Here is a 22163-nt window from a genome sequence, read left to right as displayed (position 1 = left end):
GTACAAATAGAAGGTTTGTTTAATAGTCTTTTAGTTATTATCTATTTTATAGAATTGTTAAACTCAGATGAAGTTTTAAATTATAAAAAACTATTTCCTTTTTGGATGTCAGTAGGTTTTTTATTGTTTTACTTAACTTCAATTCCGTTTTTTACGCTTCTTTATTTAAATCTTTTTGATTCTAGATCAATGTTTAGTTTATTATATATTCTTATTATTTTATTTCATAGCTGTTTTATCTATGGTCTAATAAGTTGCAAAAAAAGCTAAAGATTCACATTGGAACTAAAAATGGTTCAATAGAATTGCTTTAAAAGGATTTATAAGGAAGCTCTATAAATTAAAAATTAGAATTATTGAAAAAGTGTATTTGCGAATAGAATAATATCAACCACAATATATACTGAATTATGGAAGTAGCTCATGATACAACGTTTATGGAAGAGTTAGGTGTAAACCTCCATTTTGTTACGTTGTTTTTAGCTATTATTTTTTATAATAAATTTAAAACGTATTCTTTTTATAAATTCTTTGTTGGTTATTTTTTAGTAATTGTAATTGTAGAAATTTTAAGAAGAAACTTCTTTTCTAATTACAGTATAGACTTATATAACGTTTATACCTTTTTCGAATTTAATTCAATAGTTTTAATTTACTATCACTTAATTCAACAAAAAAAAAGACTTAAAATAGTTAAAATTTTAGCTGTTAGTTTTAATGTAGTGTATATATTAAGTTTTATATTCGATTATTACATACTATATACAATCCCTCTAGAAGGGGTTGTAAATAGTATTTTTGTTATTCTGTATTTTGTAGAATTACTTAATTCAGATAATATTTTAAATTACAAAAAGTTGTTTCCTTTTTGGATGTCTGTAGGCTTTCTAATTTTCTATTTAACCTCAGTACCCTTTTGGTCTCTGTACTATACAAGTATTTTTAATACTAGAGCTATGTTTCCTATAATTTACTATCTTGGTGCTATATATCAGTTAATATTTATATACGCTTTAATTACATGCAAGAAAATGGGGAAATTGTATTAATAGTATCTACTTTACTTATTCTAATTATTGTTATCTCTCTTATTATTTTATTTACTGTTTTTCAACGTAAGAAAAATTTTTTGGTGATAAAGCAGAAAGAAGAACAAGAGCGTTTTGAAAAAGAAATTGCAGAAACCCAAATAGAAATTAGAGAAGAAACACTAAGAAACATTAGTTGGGAGCTGCATGATAATATTGGGCAACTACTTACTTTAGCAAAAATACAATTGCAATCTGCCACAGAACAAAATATTGCAGAAGTAAGAGATACCATTACAAAAGGGCTAACAGAGGTTAGAGCATTGTCTAAATTAATTAATCCAGAAGCATTAGATAACATCAACCTAAAAGAAGCAATTCAATTAGAAGTAGATCGTTTTAATCGTTTAGATTTCATTAAAGCCACCTTAGAAATTGTTGGTGAAGAAAAAGAAATCAACCAAAAGGCAACTGTTATTTTATTTAGAATTCTACAAGAGTTTTTTTCGAATACCATTAAACATGCAAGAGCTTCAGATTTAGTAATTAGGCTAAATTACTCAGATACAGATTTACATATACTTACAAAAGATAATGGGGTTGGTTTTAAATCGTCTACCAAAAAAGAAGGTATAGGTTTGTTAAACATTAAAGCTAGAGCCAAATTAATTGGGGCAGAAGCCAACTTAACATCAAAAGAAAACAAGGGTACTAATTTAGAAATAAGATATAATTATGAGTAAATTTTCGGTAGTGGTTGTAGATGATCATACATTGTTGTCTCAAGCCATACAAACTATGGTAAATACTTTTAAAGATTTTACAGTGTTGTATACTTGCAAGAATGGGCAAGAGTTGGTAGACCGTTTTTCTGAGAATGGTAAAAAGCCAGATGTTGTTTTAATGGATATTAATATGCCAGTAATGAATGGTATAAAAGCTACAGCATACATTGCAGAACATCATCCTAAAGTAAATGTTATGGCACTTTCTGTAGAAGATGATGACAAAACCATTTTAAAAATGATAAAAGCTGGTGCTGTAGGTTATTTGCTTAAAGACACAGAAAAAACAGTTTTAGAAAAAGCATTAAGAGAAATTGTAGAAAACGGATTTTATCACACTAAAAACGTAACCAATTTACTTATGAAATCTGTAAATGGTGTTCTTAAAGACGATGTTGTTTTAAAGCCAAGAGAAATAGAATTTTTAAAACTTGCTTGCACAGAAATGACGTATAAAGAAGTTGCAGATAAAATGTGTTTAAGCCCTAAAACTATAGATGGCTATAGAGAGGCTTTGTTTGCAAAATTAAATGTTAGAAACAGGGTAGGTATGGTAATATATGCAGTAAGAAATAAAATTTACACTGTGTAAAAATATTGTAAATTTGCAGCATGGAAGAAACGAATAGACAAAGAAAAATTGCAGGTGTGCTGCAAAAAGATTTAGTAGATGTGTTGCAAAAAGCGGCACAAGATGGTATGAAGGGTGTAATTATTTCTGTTTCTAAAGTGCATGTTACATCAGATTTGGGTGTTGCAAAAGTATACCTAAGTGTTTTTCCTTCAGAAAAGAGAGATGAGTTGGTTAAAGGTGTGCAATCTAACACTGTTTTAATTCGTCATGAAATGGCAAAAAGAACTAAAAATCAATTACGTAGAATGCCAGAATTGTTATTTTTTGGTGATGATACCTTAGATTATTTAGAAGAGATAGATAAATCTTTAAGTGGGCAAGATGAAGACCCAATTAAAAATCCTGATGTATTACCAAGAAGAAAGAAATTATAAATTCAAACCAACTCTTTGAATTTTTCTTACTACATAGCCAAAAGATACTTATTTACAAAAACTAGCAATAATGCTATAAACATCATTACTATAATTGCTTCATTTGGAGTAATAGTAAGTTCTTTAGCCTTGTTTATTATTTTGTCTGGTTTTTCTGGCTTAAGAACTTTTAGCTACAGTTTATTAGATGCATCAGATCCAGATTTAAAAATAACTTCGGTAAAAGGTAAATCGTTTTTAATAGAAGATGATTTTACCCAAATCTTAAACGATAATTCAGCTATTGTTACTTATTCTAAAATAATAGAAGAACGTGTTTTTTTAGAATATGGAGATAAAAATGAAGTTGCTTTTATAAAAGGTGTAGATACCAATTATGCCAATGTTACTAAAATAAACGAATCTATTTACATTGGTGATTGGTTAGATACTGCATATACAAATACTGCAGTTATTGGCAGAGCCATTGCCATAAAATTATCTTTGGGTGTTAATAGTTATGGTAGGCCATTAACAGTTATGATACCAAAACCAGGCAAAGGTTTTATAAACCCTAACAATGCATTTTATAAAATAGATGTGCAAATTTTGGGCTTGTATACAGGTACAGAAGAATTCGAAAATAAGTTTGTGTACGTAACTTTAAATCAGGCAAAAAACCTTTTAAGATTTAAAGATAATCAAGTAACAGGCATAGAGCTTAAATTAGCTGATGTTACACAATCTAACACTGTAGCAGAAGAATTGCAAACCTTATTGGGTAGTGCTTATAAAGTGCAAACTAAAGAGCAATTGAATGAGGTTTTTTACAAGGTAATAAACACAGAAAACTTTGTGTCTTACCTAATTTTTACTCTAATTATAATTATTGCTTTATTTAATGTTATTGGAGCCATAATTATGATGATTATCGATAAAAAACAAAACTTACAAACCCTTTATAATTTAGGTACTACCATTCAAGAAATTAAAAAGATATTTGTCTATCAAGGCTTTTTACTTACCTTTTTTGGTATGTTGATAGGTTTATTTTTGGGCATCATTCTTGTGTTTTTACAAGATGCTTTTGGTTTATTTATGATTACTGAAAACTTGGCTTACCCAGTAGAATTTCAGTTTTATAATGTATTAATTGTTATATTTACGATAACAGTATTAGGTTTTGTTGCAGCCAAAATAGCCAGCAGTAGAATCAACCAAAAATTCATTGAAAAATAATATGCTTAAACTTTTTAAAATGACTTATGCAATAGGGTTCTGCCTATTTTTTATGAGTTGCGTTAGTACAAATCGTAATAGATATCTTAAAAATGGAAAGGTTTTAACAGGAGATTATACTAATTATGAAAAAGGCTATACTTTAAAAATACCAGATACTTGGGTTGGTTTTTTAGATACCCATAGTCAGTTTGCTTACAAACCAAAAATATCTATAAATCAGAAACCTTATATAGTAGTTCGTGTAATGAACGAAAGTAATTTAAAGGTAGATGATAACATTACAAACTTAGAGGAATTTACAAATGCATATGTGAAAAATATAGTTGCGAAAAATGTAAATCCTAATTTAAATGTAAGTTATCAAGAGCATAATTTATACAAAAAGTATTCTGTTGTAAGTTATAAAACCTCTTTTTTAGGTAACAATTATACGAGTTTAGCTATTAATTTTTATTACAATTCAAAACCTTTCAGAATCAGTTATTTTGCTCAAAAAGATGAGTTTGCTAATTATGTAGAGGATTTTACTAGCATGCTAGAAACTTTTAGAATTACGGAATAATGATAAAAAAGGTCCTAATTTTCAGCCTATTAGCAGCAATACTTTCTTGTTCATCTGTTAAGAGAATAGAAAAATCTTGTAGAGAAAATCCTTTTGAAAAATTAGATAGTTTGCAAAAATCAAATCAAAAATTAAATTACAAGATATATAAACCTAAAGACTGGAAAAATGGCAAAACTAGTTATGGAGATTGGTATTCTTTGCAAGGAGAATTTACAGACTCTTTAAATTACTATAATAAAGCTAATGTGTATATAGGTTTGCATAAAATAGCTAATGAATGCAATTCAACTGCTTATACAATAGATGATTATTTGTCCTATTTTATTGATTATACCAGCAAACATTTTCCAAAAGATAAATTCAAGTATTTATTATTAAAAGGCAAGCATAAAATTTATGGTTCTATTTATATTGTAAAATACACAGAAAAAATAAATACGAATAAAAATTATACTAGAAGTTTTTTTCTCTTTTTTGAAGCCAATATAGGGTATAACATACAATATGTTACAGAGCCCAAATACTATGACACCTATCTTCCTGAAGTACAAAAGATGGTAAATTCCTTTAGAATTTTAGAATAATTAAAGTTTAAAATAATCTAGCTAGATTGTTTTTTGATGTTAACTATTAATGTTTCTTTTTAGTGATCTCGTTTTACTTTGTATTGAGATTTACTTTATGTTTCATTAATATTTAGCGTATAAAAGTTGTTTGTAAAACCTTTACTATACCCTAAAGATAAAATTTATTTAAGTTATAAAACATTTAATCAGATACTTAACTATTAACTGTCGTTTAAATTCTGATAAATGTAGATTATTGGTTTGTTAACGAATATCTGGTATTAATGCATTCCCAAACTTAGCTTCAACTTCATCAAACGTTTTAAAAACATCTGCAGGATCATCTGAAGTAACCATTTTTAAACGATAATCTTTAAAATGAGGAATGCCTTTAAAATAGTTGGTATAATGCCTTCTAGTTTCTACAACTCCTAAACGTTCACCTTTCCAATCTATAGCCATTTGCAAATGTCTTCTAGCCACTTTTGTTCTTTCTGCAATAGAAGGTTTTGCTAAATGCTCTCCTGTTTTAAAGAAGTGTTTTACTTCGTTAAAAAACCAAGGATAACCAATAGATGCTCTACCAATCATAGCACCATCTAAACCGTATTTATCTCGCATTTCCATGGCTCTTTCTGGTGTAGTTACATCACCATTACCAAAAACAGGAATATGCATTCTTGGGTTATTTTTTACAGCTGCAATAGGCACCCAATCTGCATTACCTTTATACATTTGGGCACGAGTTCTACCATGAATAGAAATTGCCTTACAACCAACATCTTGCAAACGTTCTGCAACTTCTACAATTCGTATTGAGTCATGATCCCAACCCAATCTTGTTTTTACAGTAATAGGTAAATTTGTATGCTTAACCATGGCTTCTGTAAGAGAAACCATTAAATCGATATCTTTTAAAATACCTGCACCAGCACCTTTAGAAACCACTTTTTTTACTGGGCAACCAAAGTTAATATCAATAATATCTGGATTCGATTTTTCTACAATTTCTATTGTTTTTAACATCGAATCTAAATTCGCACCAAAAATCTGAATTCCTACAGGTCTTTCTTTCTCGTAAATATCTAGTTTAATTACACTTTTAGCAGCATCTCTTATTAAACCTTCTGATGATATAAATTCGGTATACACTACATCTGCACCATTTTCTTTACACAAAGCTCTAAAAGGTGGGTCAGACACGTCTTCCATTGGTGCAAGTAGCAATGGAAAGTCAGGAAGTTCTATTTGATCAATTTTTACCAAAACGAATTAATTTTTTGCAAAATTACTGTTTTTATATGTTAAAACCCAAAGACCGTAAAAACCTAGAAATAGTTCTGCATACATACCAAATAAAAAGCCGAAGGTTGGTGAACCATCTAATACAAAACTTAGCACTCTACCAAAACCTAAACCCAACATAAATATCATATTGGTTACTAAAGCAGTTTTTAAAAATTTTGGTTTTATGATGCCTAAAAGCCAAAGTAGGGCAAATCCCAAATACAAACCCATAATAGCTTTAAATGCATTTTGCTCATCTAACGTTTCTGGGTAGATTTCGAATTCTGAACTAGGGTTGAAGCCATAAACAAACGCAACAGGAATTACAATACATACAGAAATAATAAGATGTATTTTTTGTATAAATTCCTGTTTCGTTTTTAGCATCTACTTACCTTTAAGCTTTTCTTTTGTAAAGATAGCTTATTTGATAATTAGTTTTTTAATTCCAAAATCTACTTGACTACTCACAATACGAACAAATTTAACTCCTGAACTTAAATCTAAATTAAAATCGAACTCATTTTTACCTTTTTGAATAGTAACCGCTGATGAAAACAAGGTTTTACCAGTAATATCTGATATCATTAAGTTGGCTTTTGTGTTCACATCACTAAATAAAATACTTTTAAAGTTTCCAATAGAAGGATTTGGGTATACATCAAATTCGTTAAATACTAAGTTGCTATCTGTTTCTATTGATGTATTTAAACTACCATTTTTAGAGGCAGCTTCACCAACTATAGTAATAGTAACAATTGCAGAATCTGCAAAACCATTTCCATCTGTAATTGTGTAAGTAAACGTATCTGTACCCACAAAATTGGCAGGAGTAGAATAATTAATTTGTCCGTCAATAACACGAATATCACCTCCATTATCGCTAGCTGTAACCATTTTACCATTGGTTAACGTTAAAGGATGAGAAGAGTTTTTACCATTTGCACCATAATTGTCATTTGCAGTAACATCTATAAGTATATCTTCACTTTTTTCGGTTACTGTTATTTCGTCATCTAAAGCATCTACAGTTCCTGTTTGAACCACTTCTTCTTCAACTGTTAAGAAAACAGTGGCAGTAGATTGTACCCCTTCATTATCTTCTATGGTATAGGTAAAAGAGTCTTCACCTTCAAAATCTCCTGTTGGTGCATATACCATTAAATGATTATCCCTAGAAATAGTAAAACCTTCAGTACTTAAAGCATCATAAGCAATGATAGTACCATCGTTTGTAATGTCGTTCTCTAAAACATCTAAGGCTGTTGCTGAATTTATGTGAATTGTAAAAGTATCATCATTGGCCTTTGTTTCTAAAGGTTCTGAGGTTACTGTAATTCTTACATTGGCTTTAGAGGCAAATCCTTTTTTATCTGTAATTGTATATTCAAAAGTATCTATACCTGTAAAACCTGTTGGTGTATTATATTCAATATTGCCATTTAAAACTTTAATGGAACCACCATTAGTACTCTCTGTAGTTAATTTACCATTGGTTAAGGTTAATGGATGATTTTCATTAGGTCCAAAAGTTCCAAAACTATCATTGGCTAAAACATCAATACTAATATTACTGCTATCAGCAAGTAGCGCTAAAGTATCATTTACGGCTGTTATTGGTCCACTTTCTATAATTTCTTCTTCTACAATTAGGGTGACTGTGGCAGTAGATTGCACTCCATTTGCATCTTCTATGGTATAGCTAAAACTATCATTGCCTTCAAAACCGTTTATAGGTTCATAAACAAGTTCTGTATTTACCAAAGAAATGGTAAAACCTTGTTCACTGGAATTATCAAAATTTACAATTGTAGCAGTTGTTGGAAAATCATTTTCAAGCACGTCTAAACTTGTACTTTCGTCTATTTTTATGGTATAATTATCATCTTTAGCATCCGCAGGCAAATCTCCACCAACAGTAATATTTACAGTGGCATAATCTGCAAAACCTTTTGCATCTGTAATGGTATAGGTAAATGAATCTGAGCCCACAAAATTTAAGGGAGTTGTGTAAATTACTGTACCATTAGCAACAGTTATAGTTCCACCATTATTGCTGGCAGTAACTAATTTACCATTGGTTAATGTTAATGGGTGAGAGCTGTTCATACCATTTACTCCATAATTGTCATTGGCTAAGACTTCTATCACATTATTTTCACTACCAATATTTACACTTATGGTATCGTCTATAGCTTCTAATGAACTTGAATTTACCGTTTTTGGTTCAACCGTTAATGATACTATTGCACTAGATTGATTGCCATCAGCATCTTCTATGGTATACGTAAACTCATCCATACCTATAAAACCATTAGTTGGGGTATATAAAATTGCTGAGTTCTCTATAGATAATGTGAAACCTTGATTACTATTCGCATCTACAGATACTATACTTACATTTTCTGGTAAGTCGTTAACCAAAACATCTAAACTAGTTGCAGAATCTACATCTATCGAAAAATTGTCATTTGCAGCTTCTGCAGGATAATCGCCTCCAATAGTTATGGTAACTGTTGCAGTATCTGCATAACCATTGGCATCTGTAATTGTGTACACAAACGTATCTATACCTGCAAAATTTGCTGGAGCAGTGTAATACACTTTTCCATTGTAAACACTGATAGGTGCACCATTATCGCTGGCAGTTGCAATTTTACCACCTGGAAGTGTTAAAGGATGTGTTGGGTTTTCGCCAAATTCACCATAAAAATCATTTGCTAAAACATCAATAGCAATATCAGAGCTACCAACATTTATGGTAATAGCATCATCTGCTGCTTCTAAAGGTCTTTCGTTTACTTTTACAGTAACTGTTGCTGTTGCTTGCACCCCTTCTGAATCTTCTAAAGTATAGGTAAAACTATCGTTTCCAGAAAATCCGCTTGCAGGTGTAAAGGTTAGTACGTTATTACTTTCTGTTATTAAATTTCCGTTTACAGAATTGTTATCAAAAGAAATTATTGAAGTGTTTTTTGTATCGTTTTCTAAAACATCTAAATCAATTGGCGTATTAAATTCGGTGATAAAGTTATCATCTGCAGCAAAAGTTTCCACCTCAATTGGTTCTATTTTTAAATAGTCGATAACCATAGTCTGAGTTCCACTCCAATTAAAATCATTAGCCCAAGGTAATTGTCTAAAGCCAAAAATAACTTCAGATTTTCCTGTGGCAATATTTGTAGTAATGGTTTCTTGTAAAACGTTGTCTATAAAGAAATCAATTCTATCTGCTCTCCAATCAATAGTATAGGTATGAAACTGATCGTCTATCAATGAAATCTTTTCATTATTATCATTAAGAATAGCTTTCTTAGTTCCTGTAAAAGGGCGTGCAGAATTTTCGTTTGCATTTCTCCATGTGTTGAATCTAGCATCTGTCCAGCCATTATTTTCTGGTAAAGTTTCATGAGAAGGAGTGGCACTATCATTAGCAACAACCTCTATATCTACTTCATTAAATATTGAGCCTTCTTGATTGTAGGTAAATAAAAAACCTACTAATCCACCATCTACAACTGCACCTTTCATTCTCACTTCAAGACGATGATTTTCTGCAACACCACCAAAAATTAAAGTTTGAAAAGGATGAATCCAATCTAAATCGTTAGTAATATCTGCATCTACTTGTATGTAGGCATTACCATCTCCAGGAATAAATTTATTCCAAGAATCTTGATTGGGATGAATTTCGTTGTAAAAAGACCAATAGGCACCTGTAGGTGTATTTGCTGGATAACCAGGATTGTCAAAATCTTCAAAATAAGTTAAACTTTCAGGGTTAAATTGTGCTAAAGAGTTAACAGTCGTTAGAAGAATGCAGGTTATAAGTATATATTTTTTATATACGTATAACTTACAAGCATTGGGTAATGTTGTAGTCATTAGGTTAGGGGTTAAAAAGTTGGAAAAGGGGTTAGTTTGTAGTTAAGGGGTTAGTAGGTTTTAAGGGGTTTAGTAATTTGTTTAGCTGTATAAAAAACACATAAAGTGTTCATTTATTCGAAATCAAATCTAATAATAAAAATTTAAGTAATCACTAAAAAATGATATTTTTTTAATGATTTAAATTTAATAAACAATTGACAGTCAAGTGGTGCACCAGTTTTAATTCTCCTTTTTTGGACTGAGAAATAGCTTTAGATCTTAGAAATTAACTTCCTTTTCAGCTTTTTAAACTCTTCTTGTGCTAAGTGCTTTAGTTGTGTTGCCTTTTTCAAAAATAGATTATACACGCCTATTGCTCATTGTATTTGGAACAACACAAACAGCTTAGTAAATCATAAAATATATTTGAAACTGATTTAATCAATGCTTAGAATAACACATTGTTCTAAAAACAAATCACCCATCAAACTGTCATATTTAGCCACTTTACCTTTAATGGTAACTTTTTGATTTAGTTTTATAAGTTTATCTAGTTTTTGATATTTACAAAAAGCCTGGCTATTTAGCGTAAAACTTGTTGCAGTTATAAAAGTAACTCTACCTTTTAAAGAAACAGTTTTATTTGTCCAACTTAAGGGGTCTTTATGAATTTCTGCATAAAATTCTTCTGTTGTACCCGTAAATTGTATTGTTTGTGTATTTGTGCTTGATGAATTTTTAAAATATGTATAACTACCAAAACCAATACATAATGTAGCTAATACAAAAATAATAATGATTTTATTTTTTCGTGCTTGCATAACTTTACTAATTATATTCCTCTTTAAAAATTAATTTCTTTCTCTACTTTTTCTTCTCCTCTTTTAACAACAACTTTTGTTTTGCTGCCTTTATCAAAAACAGATAGTGCACGCATGTAGCTCATCATATTTGTAACAGTGCTGTCACCTAATTGAATTACAATATCACCTTTTTGTAAACCTGCTTTTTGTGCTGGTTTATCTTCAGAAATACCATCAATTCTCATGCCTACACCATCAAATAAATAATCTGGAATTACACCTAAACCTACTTTAAAACGAGGAGTGCTATCACTTTCGTTTTTTGTTTTTCTAAAAGCCAACTTTCCATTGTCATCTAAATCAGAAATAATAGCATAGATGTAATCAGAAATTAAATACATACCCTCATAATTTAATTTTTCTGAGTCATCACCTGGTTTATGATAGTCTTCATGTTGCCCCGTAAAAAAATGTAATACAGGCATATCTGCCAAGTAAAAGCTTGTGTGATCACTTGGGCCAACACCAGATTCTTGCTGAACTAGTTTAAAATTATCATTATGAGATTTTAAAACTTGTTTAAAAATTGGCGAAGTTCCTGTACCATAAACAGCTAACGTAGAATCTTTTTTCATTCGGCCAACCATATCCATATTTATCATATAAGATACTTTTTTGGTATCAATAGTTGGGTTTTTTACAAAGTAATTCGAACCTAAAAGGCCCATTTCTTCTCCAGAAAATGCCATGAATAAATAATTATTGTTGGTATTTTTGTCTTTAAGCTTGGCAGCCAAATTTAAAAGAATGGCAACACCAGAAGCATTATCATCTGCTCCATTATGAATAGCTTTTATAGAATCTCTGTACAAAGAACCTTCACCTCCAAAACCTAAATGATCGTAATGTGCGCCAATAATAATGGTATTTTCTGCTTGGTTGTCTAAATAACCTATTACATTGTTTCCTGTAATAGTTCCATCACCATTTACATCGAACTTTACTTCATCATGAGGATTGGTTTTTGGTTTAAATGTAAAGGGTTGTAAATAGTTGGTAGTGCCTTTTTCTAATAAACCCAACTCTGCAAATCTTTCTGAAATGTATTTAGCAGCTTTTTTCTCACCTTCAGTGCCTGTTTGCCTGCCTTCTAAGGCATCAGAAGCTAAAAAAGCTACATCTTCTTTTATTCGGTTTTCTTGGTTAATTTCTGGTTTACAAGAAACTAAAATGCTCAAAAAGATTAGAATTATACTGTATTTCATAATGATAATATTATTTTTGTAAAGTTAATTAATAAAATAGAAAATGAGAATTATTTCCTTTGTAGTATTAGCTTTATTGATGTTTTCTTGCAAAAAAGAACAAAAACCAAAAGTAGTTTCAAATTCAGAAGTAGAGGTTGCTAAAGATTCTTTAATATATCCTGAAGAAAAACACTTTAAAAGTTTAAGACAAGTAACCTTTGGTGGAGATAATGCAGAAGCTTATTGGAGTTTTGATGACAAGCAATTGGTTTTTCAATCTAATTATACAAAGTGGAATGTTGGTTGTGACCAAATGTTTTTAATGAATGCAGATGAGAATTTTAAGAACAACATGCCACCAATGATTTCTACAGGAAAAGGACGTACAACTTGTGCTTATTTTTTACCTGATAACAAACATATTATTTACGCTTCTACACATTTGGTAGATGAAGAGTGCCCAGAAGTTCCTCTTCGTAAAAACGGAAAATACATTTGGCCTGTTTATGATAGTTTCGACATTTTTGTGGCAGATTTAGAAGGTAATATTGTAAAACAACTTACTAATGAAGTGGGTTATGATGCAGAACCAACTGTGTCCCCTAAAGGCGATAAAATTGTTTTTACATCAACAAGAAGTGGAGATCTAGAATTGTATACCATGAATATTGATGGTTCTGATGTAAAACAAATTACAAACGAATTGGGTTATGATGGTGGTGCTTTCTTTTCACCTGATGGTACAAAAATTATCTTTAGATCTTCTAGACCAAAAACAGAAGAGGAAATTAAAGCCTACAAAGATTTGTTGGCAGAGGGCTTAGTAGAGCCTACAGAAATGGAGCTTTATATTTGTAATGCTGATGGTTCTGATTTAAGACAATTAACAGATCTTGGAAACGCAAATTGGAGTCCGTTTTTTCATCCTTCAGGAAAAAAGATTCTTTTTTCATCGAATTTTGAGGCAGAAAGAGGCTTCCCATTTAATTTATATTTAATAGATATAGATGGTAAAAATTTAGAAAGGGTTACACATGGTGAAACTTTTGATGCATTTCCTGTTTTTTCTAACGATGGTAAAAAACTAGCCTTTTCTTCAAATAGAAATAATGGAGGAGGTAGAGACACGAATCTGTTTATTGCAGAATGGCAAGACTAAATTATGGCTTGGACAAAAGAAAAAATCTTAATGAATATAGAAGCTTTAATGCGAAGTAAATTTACGAACCCTAAACAGGCCTTCGATTTTTATGATGCAGATAAAGATGGTTTTTTAACTAAAAGTGATTTTAAAGTACTTTTAAAAGAAGCCAAAGTAAGTAGCTTAATTAGAGGTTTGGTTGCAGAATTTATGATGCAAAGTTTCGATCAAAATAAAGATGATTTAGTAAGTTGGGATGAATTTCAAGAAGCCATTAAAGAATCTGGAATTAAAGAATAAATAAAAATGGGAGCAAAAGAAAATATTTTAAGAGATATACATACATTAATTACCACCAAATTTGCGACTTCAGAAGAAGCTTTTTTAAATTTTGATAAGGATAAAGATGGTGCTTTAAACAAAGATGAAATTAAGGATTTGCTAAAAGAAGCAGGTGTAAATGGTTTTATTAGAGGTATGGTTGCAGGAGAAATGCTCAAAGGTTATGATAAGTCTGGAGATGATACCATCAATAAAGAAGAGTTTAACATAGCTATTTCAGAACTAAAAAGAGACTATTAATTTCAACTCAAAATTAAAGTTAAAGTACAATGATTTTCGTTGTACTTTTTTTGTTTGAGAAGGTGTGTAAATAGCATATCTTTGTAGATTGAAAGTAGTTAGAAAACGAAGTATGAAGAACATTAGAAACTTTTGTATAATTGCGCACATAGATCATGGTAAAAGTACTTTAGCAGATCGATTGTTAGATTATACTGGCTCTGTAACTGAACGTGAAAAACAAAATCAGTTATTAGACAATATGGATTTGGAGCGTGAACGTGGAATTACCATAAAATCACATGCAATTCAAATGGATTTTATTCATAATGGAGAGCCTTATATTTTAAATTTAATTGATACTCCAGGTCACGTAGATTTTTCATACGAAGTTTCAAGATCAATTGCTGCTTGTGAAGGTGCTTTATTAATTGTAGATGCTGCACAGAGTATACAAGCACAAACCATATCTAACCTATACTTGGCTTTAGAGAACGATTTAGAGATTATTCCAATTTTAAATAAAGTAGATTTACCTTCTGCAAATCCAGAAGAAGTAACAGATGATATTGTAGATTTATTAGGTTGTGACCCAGAAGAAGTAATACACGCAAGTGGTAAAACTGGTTTTGGTGTAGACAATATTTTAGAGGCAATTATAGATAGAATTCCTGCACCAAAAGGTGAGCCAGATGCTCCTTTACAGGCGCTAATTTTCGATTCAGTTTACAACTCTTATAGAGGAATTGAAACGTATTTTAGAGTAATTAATGGCGAAATAAAAAAGGGTCAAGAAATTAAATTCATGGCTACAGGCAAAAATTATTTTGCAGATGAGGTAGGAACTTTAAAATTAAGTCAGGTTGTAAAAAAATCTGTAAAAACAGGAGATGTTGGGTATTTGATTACAGGTATCAAAACAGCAAAAGAAGTAAAGGTAGGTGATACTATTACAGATGCACATAAACCAACTACAGAAATTATTGATGGTTTTGAAGATGTAAAACCAATGGTTTTTGCTGGTATTTATCCTGTAGATACAGAAGATTATGAAGAGTTGCGTTATTCTATGGAAAAACTGCAATTAAATGATGCTTCTTTGGTGTTTCAACCAGAAAGTTCTGCAGCATTAGGTTTTGGTTTTCGATGCGGATTCTTAGGAATGTTGCATATGGAGATTATTCAAGAACGTTTAGAACGTGAGTTTAACATGACAGTAATTACTACTGTACCAAACGTGTCTTACCATGCATTTACAAACAAAGAGCCAAACGAAATATTAATTGTTAATAATCCTTCAGATTTACCAGAACCTTCTAAACTGAATAGAGTAGAAGAGCCTTTTATTAAAGCTTCTATTGTAACTAAATCAGATTTTGTAGGGCAAGTAATGTCTCTTTGTATCGAAAAAAGAGGGCAAATTGTAAATCAAACGTATTTAACTACCCAAAGAGTAGAACTTATTTTCGAAATGCCTTTGGCAGAAATTGTTTTCGATTTTTACGATCGTTTAAAAACTGTTTCTAAAGGTTATGCTTCTTTCGATTATCATCCAATAGGTATGAAAGAATCGAAATTAGTAAGAGTAGATATTCTATTAAATGGGGATACTGTAGATGCACTTTCTGCTTTATTACATGCAGACAATGCTTACACTATTGGTAAAAAAATAGTAGAAAAATTAAAAACGTTAATTCCTAGACAACAGTTTGATATTCCTATTCAGGCTGCAATTGGTGCCAAGATTATTGCTAGAGAAACCACAAAAGCTTTGCGTAAAGATGTAACTGCAAAATGTTATGGAGGAGATATTTCTAGAAAACGTAAGTTATTAGAAAAGCAGAAGAAAGGTAAGAAAAGAATGCGTCAAGTAGGTAATGTGGAAATTCCACAAGAAGCATTTATGGCAGTTTTAAAACTGAACGATTAACAAAAGCTAAATGAATAAATTTAGAATTATTGGTGTTTTAATTTTAGCAGTAAGTACTCTTTACTTAATTGTTTTTAATTTTAGTAACGATGTTTTAGATTTCATTGCAGGTATGCTAATGGCTGTTGGAATTGCATTTACGTTTGGTATTTTACCAAAGAAAAAGCAACAAAAGAAATAGTCTAAAACTAAATATAAAATACAGAAAACCTCTTTAAGAAATTAAAGAGGTTTTTTATTTGTAGCTACTTGTTGTTTGTAAAGTTTAATTATCTGTGTTTATTCTATTTTCTTCGTCTCTATTTCTATTTCTGCTTGCTTTTTTCTTACCAAATTGATCTCCAAAACTGTAGGTTAATCTAAATTGAATATTTTGTCTAGAGCCATTACTTTCAACAGCTGCAGTTCCATTTCCATAATCTATGTTACCTACAAAGCCTCTGTTTAGCATTTTATTGAATCCTAAATTTGCTTTTAATTTTTTGTTTAAGAAAGATTTACCAAAAGAGAAGTTTAATTCGGCTAACCAATCTACTTCTATTTGACCTTCTAAAGCTCCTGTTCCATAATTACCATTTACTTCAAAACTAACATCCCAAGGTAATTCATAGCTTGCTTGTACAAACCAAATTAGGTTCCATTTGTTTAAATCTACTCCATAAGTAGAAGATTGAAAATCTGTATTTGTAACGATTATACCTGTGTACCCTTCTAAACCATCAGTTAAATTTAAAGGGGCAAATAATCTAAAATTCCAATTGGTGTTGTTTTCTACATTTACTTCTTGTTGGCGAATTTGTGCTGTGTCATTATCTTGACGAATTAATTGAAAAATTACGTCATCTGTTTTACTATAGCCAATGGTAAAAAATGGTTGCCCTTCATAGGTTAAGTTAAATTGATAATTGTTGGTATAAGAAGGAGTTAAAAATGGGTTTCCTTCACCTGCAGAAAAAGGATCTAAAAAAGTCGCGAAAGAGTTTAAACTATTGTAAGAAGGTCTTTGTATTCTGTAACTATAAGAAATACTAGCTCCTAAAACATCAGTAATTTTTCTACTGATAGAGGCACTTGGAAAAAGTTTTTTTATGGGTCTTTCTAAAATCTCTGTTCTCAAATTTCCATTGTCCATAAAAATAGAAGTACCATCTGTATTACTATCTTCATAACGTAAACCTCCAGAGAAAGACCATTTGCCAGATGTTGCATTAATTTTAGAATATATGGCAAATATGGTTTCATCAATTAAAAACTGGCTACTTTCATCTTCAACAAAGTCAAAACCGCCAGAATTGTTTGCAATTAATGACTGTAAATCATTATTAGTGGCAACATCTGCAAATCGTGATCCTACACTTAATTTAAAGTTATCTGTAAATTGCTTGCTATAATCTATACTGTAGGTTTTTATATTATAGGTACCATCTTGTATGTATCTTCTATCTGTAAAAGGAATTGTACTGCCTGCAACATCATATAAAGTATTGGTGTTGTCATTTACAAAATCTAAATAATTAAAATCAATTAATAGTCGATCTGTATCTGTTTTGTATTCATAATATGGATTTATTGAATAGTTTTTACGCTCTCTATCAAAACTATTCTCCGAAAATAGTGTGTTGGTATTATTGGCATTAGAAATAATGGTTTCACTAGATGCAATTCTGGTTGAATTTCTAGTATTAAAGCTTGTACCTAAACCAATAGAATTTTTGTCATTTATGTAATAATCTAAACTACCACTTATTCTAAAATTATCTGGATCATAAGGTTCTCTTGTAGTTTGATCATAGGTTTCGTTACCTACAGTTCTTACCAAGAATAAATCTTCTCTAAATGTTGGTTGCGAGTAGCCTACACTTGTTTGCCAATTTAATTTGTTTTTGTAGCTGGCAATAGAAAAACCTGAACCCCACTCAAAACCTTGGTCTTCACCAATCCAAGAATTTACGCTTCCATGAGTGCCTAATTTTACATTTTTCTTTAAAATGATATTAATTATGGCAGCAGAACCAGATGCCTGATATTCTGCTCCTGGTTGTTCTACAACTTCTATTTTAGAAATATTATCTGCAGGAAAATCTCTCAATAGTGTCTCAACATCCATGTACTCAGTAGTTTTTCCGTTTATTAAAATTCGAACACCACTATTTCCAGCAATGGTAATTCCATTATTGGTTACTAAAACACCTGGCACTTTGCGCATTACATCCTGCAAAGAGGTATTAATCATTTCAGATTGTTCTAAATCTACAATTAATTTTTCTGCAGTTTGCTTAATTACAGGTCGTTTGCTTTTAACGATAACTTCATTTAAAGATTGACTTGTTTCTTTTAAAGTGATGTTAAATGTTTTGTTTGATGATAAACTGAATTTATCAATTTTCTCAGTTTCGAAACCTAACATAGAAACTTCTAAAATATAGTTTCCATCAGCAATGTTCTCAATAATGTAAGTACCATCATCTTTAGATACAGTTCCTTTAGGATTTTCGGCTTTATCAGCATTATACAAAACAACGTTTGCAAATGGTAATGGTTGATTTTGTTCGTCTACGATTTTACCATTGATATTATTTTGTGCAATACAGGTTAAAATTCCGAAGAAAAATAGCGTTGAGGTTAAAAGAAGTTTCATTTTTGGTTGGATTGTTTTTATTATAACACTGAAAAAGTGATATTTTGTTACACAAGAAATATGAAAATCTGATAAAGTGCCTTTAATTTTTTACCAGAGATTAAATTTCTATAAAACATAGACGCCAAAAATGTGCAAATAGTTTCCTAGCAAAAAAAAGCACTCTTAAAAAAGAGTGCTTTTTTTAGAATACTTATGTAATAAAGTTTAATCTCTACCTCCAAGAACTCTTAATGCCCAATATAAAAGCAATGCTAAAGAACTTAATGCAGCAACTAAATAAGTTCTTGCTGCCCATTTTAAAGCATCTTTAGACCCTGCATATTCATCTGGAGTTACCATATTTTTATTTTTTAACCAAGCTAAAGCTCTGTTACTTGCATCGTACTCTACAGGTAAGGTTATAAAGCTAAAAATAGTTGCAAGAGCCATCATTGCTAAACCAGCAACAGCAACATAAAAACCAATGCCAGAAGATCCAGATGCAGCTCCTAAAATTAAACCACCAATTACTAGCCATTGAGAAAATCTTGAAGAAACACTAACAACAGGCACTAATTTAGAACGCATTGTAAGCCAGTCATAAGCAGTAGCATGTTGTACTGCATGCCCAACTTCATGTGCTGCAACTGCAGCAGCAGCAGCATTTCTTTGGTTGTAAACAGCCTCGCTTAAATTTACAGTTTTATCTTTTGGGTTGTAGTGATCTGTTAATCTACCAGGAGTAGAAATTACTTTTACATCATAAATGCCATTATCTGCCAACATTTTCTCAGCAATCTCAGCACCACTCATTCCATTTCTTAAAGCAACTTTAGAGTATTTTTTAAATTTACTCTTTAAAGTGTTGCCTACAAGCCAGCTTATTAGAGAAATAACTCCAATAAGTATATAAAATCCCATCATAATTTATAATTTTTAAAATTGTATATCATATTTGTTTGATAAATTTACAACATAAATTATTCCATTTTATTTTTTATCAATAAAAATGTAGAATAATCACAAATAGGCAGATTATACAAGAAGTAGCTAATTTAGAAATGACAATATGACAAATAAACCTAATATTCTTATTGTTTATACAGGTGGAACCATTGGAATGATTAAAGATTATAAAACCAATGCATTAAAGGCGTTTGATTTTAGTCAGATAACCAAAAACATTCCAGAATTACATCAACTAAATTGTAATATAGAAAGCATCTCTTTTGATGAACCTATAGATTCATCGAACATGAATATCGACTATTATCGAAAAATTGTAGATATCATAGAAGAAAATTATAAAAAATACGATGGATTTGTAGTGCTTTCAGGTTCAGATACCATGTCTTATGTATCTTCTGCAATTAGTTTTATGCTAGAAAATCTTCAAAAGCCAATCATTTTTACAGGATCGCAATTGCCAATTGGAGATTTAAGAACAGATGCTAAAGAAAACTTAATTACTTCTATAGAAATTGCATGTGCTAGAAAAGAGAATAAGCCAATTATTGCAGAGGTTTGCTTGTATTTTGAGTATAAACTATACAGGGCAAATAGAACTACAAAGATTAACGCTGAACAATTTGAGGCATTTACTTCCATGAATTATCCGCCTTTAGCAGAAAGTGGTGTGCACTTAAACTTTAATGAATATTATATTCATAAACCAGATTCCAATAAAGATTTAGTGGTTAGAAAAAATCTAGTAAATGATATTGCTATTCTAAAACTCTTTCCAGGAATTACAAAAAATGTAGTAGAAAGTATTTTAAATGCTAAAGGTTTAAAAGGGGTGGTTTTAGAAACTTATGGTGCAGGTAATGCCCCAGATCAAGAATGGTTTTTAAATTTACTTAAAGGTGCTGTGCAAAAGAATATTAAAATAATTAATGTAACACAGTGTGTAGCAGGTTCTGTTTCTCAAGGGCATTATGAAACAAGTGTGGTCTTAAAGGAGCTGGGTGTAATTAGCGGAAAAGACATAACAACTGAAACTGCAATTGCAAAATTGATGTATTTATTGCATGAAGATTTGAGTAATGAAGAATTTAGCCACTATTTTGAAAAACCATTAAGAGGAGAATTAACGATTTAATGCATTTTTCATAAGAATTAGATAATATTATCAAATTATTAATAAATGTGCTTAGAAAACAGAAAAGCATAAAAAAAAATTTTTTTATGCATAACATTTTTTGTTACTTGGCACTCTCTTAAAAGAAAAGGTTATGTTTTAAGCGCAAAAAAAGATAAAGTGCTACATAATTTCTATTTTTGAGATGAAAATTTATATCTTTAACCCGTTAACTATTAAAATTAATTTATAACTAAGATGAAAAAAGTAGTAAATGTCTTATCTGTAACAGGATTTATGTTTTTTGGAGCTGTACAATCTACATTCGCTCAAGAAGCAGCAACTGAATCGCAAACATTTCACCAAATATTAAAGCAAAACTTTATTGATGGTGGACCAGGATTTATGGGAATTGTATTAGTAGCTTTAATTTTAGGTTTAGCTATTGCCATTGAAAGAATTATTTATTTAAACATGGCAACTACAAACACTAAAAAATTATTAGCAAATGTAGATGATGCATTAAGTTCAGGAGGAGTAGAAGCAGCAAAAGAAGTTTGTAGAAATACAAAAGGACCTGTAGCATCTATTTTTTATCAAGGTTTAGATAGAGTTGATGAAGGTATTGAAGAAGCTGAGAAAGCCGTTGTTTCTTATGGAGGAGTTCAAATGGGACAATTAGAGAAAAACGTATCTTGGATTTCTTTATTTATTGCATTAGCACCAATGCTTGGTTTCATGGGTACTGTAATTGGTATGATTGGAGCATTTAACGACATTGCTGTAGCAAACGATATTTCTCCAGCAGTAGTAGCAGGAGGTATTAAAGTAGCCTTATTAACAACCGTATTTGGTTTAATTGTGGCTATTATTCTTCAAATTTTTTACAACTACATCGTTGCAAAAATCGATAGTATTGTAAACAATATGGAAGACGCGTCTATCTCATTGATAGATTTATTAGTAAAGTATAAAAAATAAAACTTAGTATGAAAAGTAATAAAATTTTAAGTATTTTAATTGCTGCAATTGCTCTAATTGGAGGTTTCCTTTTCATAAGAATATTTATGGAAGATGCTGAAGTGATTGAGACTGACGTAGACGTAGCTAATAGCGTGGTTAGCCCATTAATCTATTATTCAACATATTTATTTTATGCTGCAGTAATAATTACTATTGGTTTATCGTTAATTAGTTTAGTAAGAAACCCTGAAAATCTAAAGAAAACTTTAGGTGGTTTGGCTATCTTAGGAGTACTATTACTTGTAGCTTATTTCTTATCAGACAGTGAAGCAGTTTATAATGCAGCTGGTGGTATAGAAGAAGGAGGAGAAGAAGGCTCTGCAGTAAACAAATGGGTTGGAACAGGAATTTGGTATAGCGTTATCTTAGGAGGTATAGCTAGTTTATTCTTTGTTTGGGACTTATTAAAAGGATTAGTAAAATCATAATAT

General features: G+C 30.5%; 22 protein-coding genes. 15 read left to right on the top strand and 7 right to left on the bottom strand.

From position 1 onward, the window contains the following. The first annotated feature begins 410 nt into the window (after positions 1-410). From V7R38_RS02595 to V7R38_RS02565, 7 genes are read left to right on the top strand one after another with little or no spacing between them, the layout of a single operon-like run. Positions 411-1049, top strand: a complete 639-nt coding sequence (locus V7R38_RS02595) for a hypothetical protein (RefSeq protein WP_334055921.1) — start codon at positions 411-413, stop codon at positions 1047-1049. Beyond that, positions 1022-1771, top strand: a complete 750-nt coding sequence (locus V7R38_RS02590; protein WP_334055920.1) for a sensor histidine kinase — start codon at positions 1022-1024, stop codon at positions 1769-1771. Before V7R38_RS02595 ends, V7R38_RS02590 begins: the two co-directional genes overlap by 28 nt. Beyond that, positions 1764-2405 (top strand): response regulator transcription factor, encoded by a 642-nt coding sequence (locus V7R38_RS02585; RefSeq protein WP_334055919.1) that lies wholly within the window; start codon positions 1764-1766, stop codon positions 2403-2405. The genes V7R38_RS02590 and V7R38_RS02585 overlap by 8 nt, the downstream gene beginning before the upstream one ends. 20 nt (positions 2406-2425) lie before the next feature. After that, positions 2426-2821, top strand: coding sequence for a 30S ribosome-binding factor RbfA (rbfA, locus tag V7R38_RS02580; protein ID WP_015481902.1), 396 nt, complete (start codon positions 2426-2428; stop codon positions 2819-2821). Between the two features lie 15 nt (positions 2822-2836). After that, the gene (locus V7R38_RS02575) at positions 2837-4039 is read left to right on the top strand and encodes an ABC transporter permease (RefSeq protein ID WP_334055918.1); all 1203 of its coding nucleotides are present in this window, start codon (positions 2837-2839) and stop codon (positions 4037-4039) included. A 52-nt stretch (positions 4040-4091) separates the two neighbouring features. Further along, a complete protein-coding gene (locus V7R38_RS02570; protein WP_334055917.1) occupies positions 4092-4604 on the top strand; it encodes a hypothetical protein in 513 nt (170 codons plus the stop codon). Continuing rightward, a complete protein-coding gene (locus V7R38_RS02565) occupies positions 4604-5191 on the top strand; it encodes a hypothetical protein (protein ID WP_334055916.1) in 588 nt (195 codons plus the stop codon). Before V7R38_RS02570 ends, V7R38_RS02565 begins: the two co-directional genes overlap by 1 nt. 246 nt (positions 5192-5437) lie before the next feature. Here the strand turns inward: V7R38_RS02565 and dusB are convergent, their stop codons facing one another. The 5 genes from dusB to V7R38_RS02540 form a co-directional block, all read right to left on the bottom strand. Continuing rightward, positions 5438-6439, bottom strand: a complete 1002-nt coding sequence (gene dusB, locus V7R38_RS02560; RefSeq protein ID WP_015481906.1) for a tRNA dihydrouridine synthase DusB — start codon at positions 6437-6439, stop codon at positions 5438-5440. Between the two features lie 6 nt (positions 6440-6445). Continuing rightward, on the bottom strand, positions 6446-6847 hold the full coding sequence (locus tag V7R38_RS02555; protein WP_015481907.1) for a DUF4345 domain-containing protein: 402 nt from the start codon (positions 6845-6847) through the stop codon (positions 6446-6448). 36 nt (positions 6848-6883) lie between these two features. Next, a complete protein-coding gene (locus tag V7R38_RS02550; RefSeq protein ID WP_334055915.1) occupies positions 6884-10345 on the bottom strand; it encodes an Ig-like domain-containing protein in 3462 nt (1153 codons plus the stop codon). A 419-nt stretch (positions 10346-10764) separates the two neighbouring features. After that, positions 10765-11148, bottom strand: coding sequence for a hypothetical protein (locus tag V7R38_RS02545; protein ID WP_334055914.1), 384 nt, complete (start codon positions 11146-11148; stop codon positions 10765-10767). A gap of 23 nt (positions 11149-11171) precedes the next feature. Beyond that, a complete protein-coding gene (locus V7R38_RS02540) occupies positions 11172-12395 on the bottom strand; it encodes a M28 family peptidase (protein ID WP_334055913.1) in 1224 nt (407 codons plus the stop codon). Between the two features lie 43 nt (positions 12396-12438). On the opposite strand from V7R38_RS02540, the gene V7R38_RS02535 reads away from it, so the two are divergent. From V7R38_RS02535 to V7R38_RS02515, 5 genes are all read left to right on the top strand, one after another. Further along, on the top strand, positions 12439-13536 hold the full coding sequence (locus V7R38_RS02535) for a TolB family protein (protein ID WP_334055912.1): 1098 nt from the start codon (positions 12439-12441) through the stop codon (positions 13534-13536). A 3-nt stretch (positions 13537-13539) separates the two neighbouring features. After that, positions 13540-13818, top strand: a complete 279-nt coding sequence (locus V7R38_RS02530; RefSeq protein WP_334055911.1) for an EF-hand domain-containing protein — start codon at positions 13540-13542, stop codon at positions 13816-13818. Positions 13819-13824: 6 nt separating this feature from the next. Beyond that, the gene (locus tag V7R38_RS02525; protein ID WP_334055910.1) at positions 13825-14100 is read left to right on the top strand and encodes an EF-hand domain-containing protein; all 276 of its coding nucleotides are present in this window, start codon (positions 13825-13827) and stop codon (positions 14098-14100) included. Positions 14101-14212: 112 nt separating this feature from the next. After that, complete coding sequence (gene lepA / locus V7R38_RS02520) at positions 14213-16009, top strand: translation elongation factor 4 (RefSeq protein WP_015481914.1); 1797 nt, start codon at positions 14213-14215, stop codon at positions 16007-16009. Between the two features lie 10 nt (positions 16010-16019). Next, positions 16020-16190, top strand: coding sequence for a hypothetical protein (locus tag V7R38_RS02515; protein ID WP_334055909.1), 171 nt, complete (start codon positions 16020-16022; stop codon positions 16188-16190). Between the two features lie 84 nt (positions 16191-16274). On the opposite strand, the gene V7R38_RS02510 is transcribed toward V7R38_RS02515, so the two are convergent. Continuing rightward, positions 16275-18647, bottom strand: coding sequence for a TonB-dependent receptor domain-containing protein (locus tag V7R38_RS02510; protein ID WP_334055908.1), 2373 nt, complete (start codon positions 18645-18647; stop codon positions 16275-16277). Between the two features lie 207 nt (positions 18648-18854). Continuing rightward, positions 18855-19553 (bottom strand): zinc metallopeptidase, encoded by a 699-nt coding sequence (locus V7R38_RS02505; protein WP_334055907.1) that lies wholly within the window; start codon positions 19551-19553, stop codon positions 18855-18857. Between the two features lie 145 nt (positions 19554-19698). Between V7R38_RS02505 and V7R38_RS02500 the strand changes: the two genes are divergently transcribed. The 3 genes from V7R38_RS02500 to V7R38_RS02490 all read left to right on the top strand — a co-directional run bounded on the left by V7R38_RS02500 (position 19699) and on the right by V7R38_RS02490 (position 22160). Beyond that, positions 19699-20730, top strand: coding sequence for an asparaginase (locus tag V7R38_RS02500; protein WP_334055906.1), 1032 nt, complete (start codon positions 19699-19701; stop codon positions 20728-20730). 237 nt (positions 20731-20967) lie between these two features. Beyond that, positions 20968-21690, top strand: coding sequence for a MotA/TolQ/ExbB proton channel family protein (locus V7R38_RS02495; protein ID WP_015481919.1), 723 nt, complete (start codon positions 20968-20970; stop codon positions 21688-21690). A gap of 8 nt (positions 21691-21698) precedes the next feature. Further along, on the top strand, positions 21699-22160 hold the full coding sequence (locus V7R38_RS02490) for a hypothetical protein (protein WP_334055905.1): 462 nt from the start codon (positions 21699-21701) through the stop codon (positions 22158-22160). Positions 22161-22163 lie beyond the last annotated feature (3 nt).

It is taken from the genome of Polaribacter sp. P097 (genome assembly GCF_036864555.1).
Taxonomy (GTDB): Bacteria; Bacteroidota; Bacteroidia; order Flavobacteriales; family Flavobacteriaceae; genus Polaribacter.
Note: the sequence above shows the minus strand (reverse complement) of the source record. Positions and strands in the feature narration are given on the sequence as shown.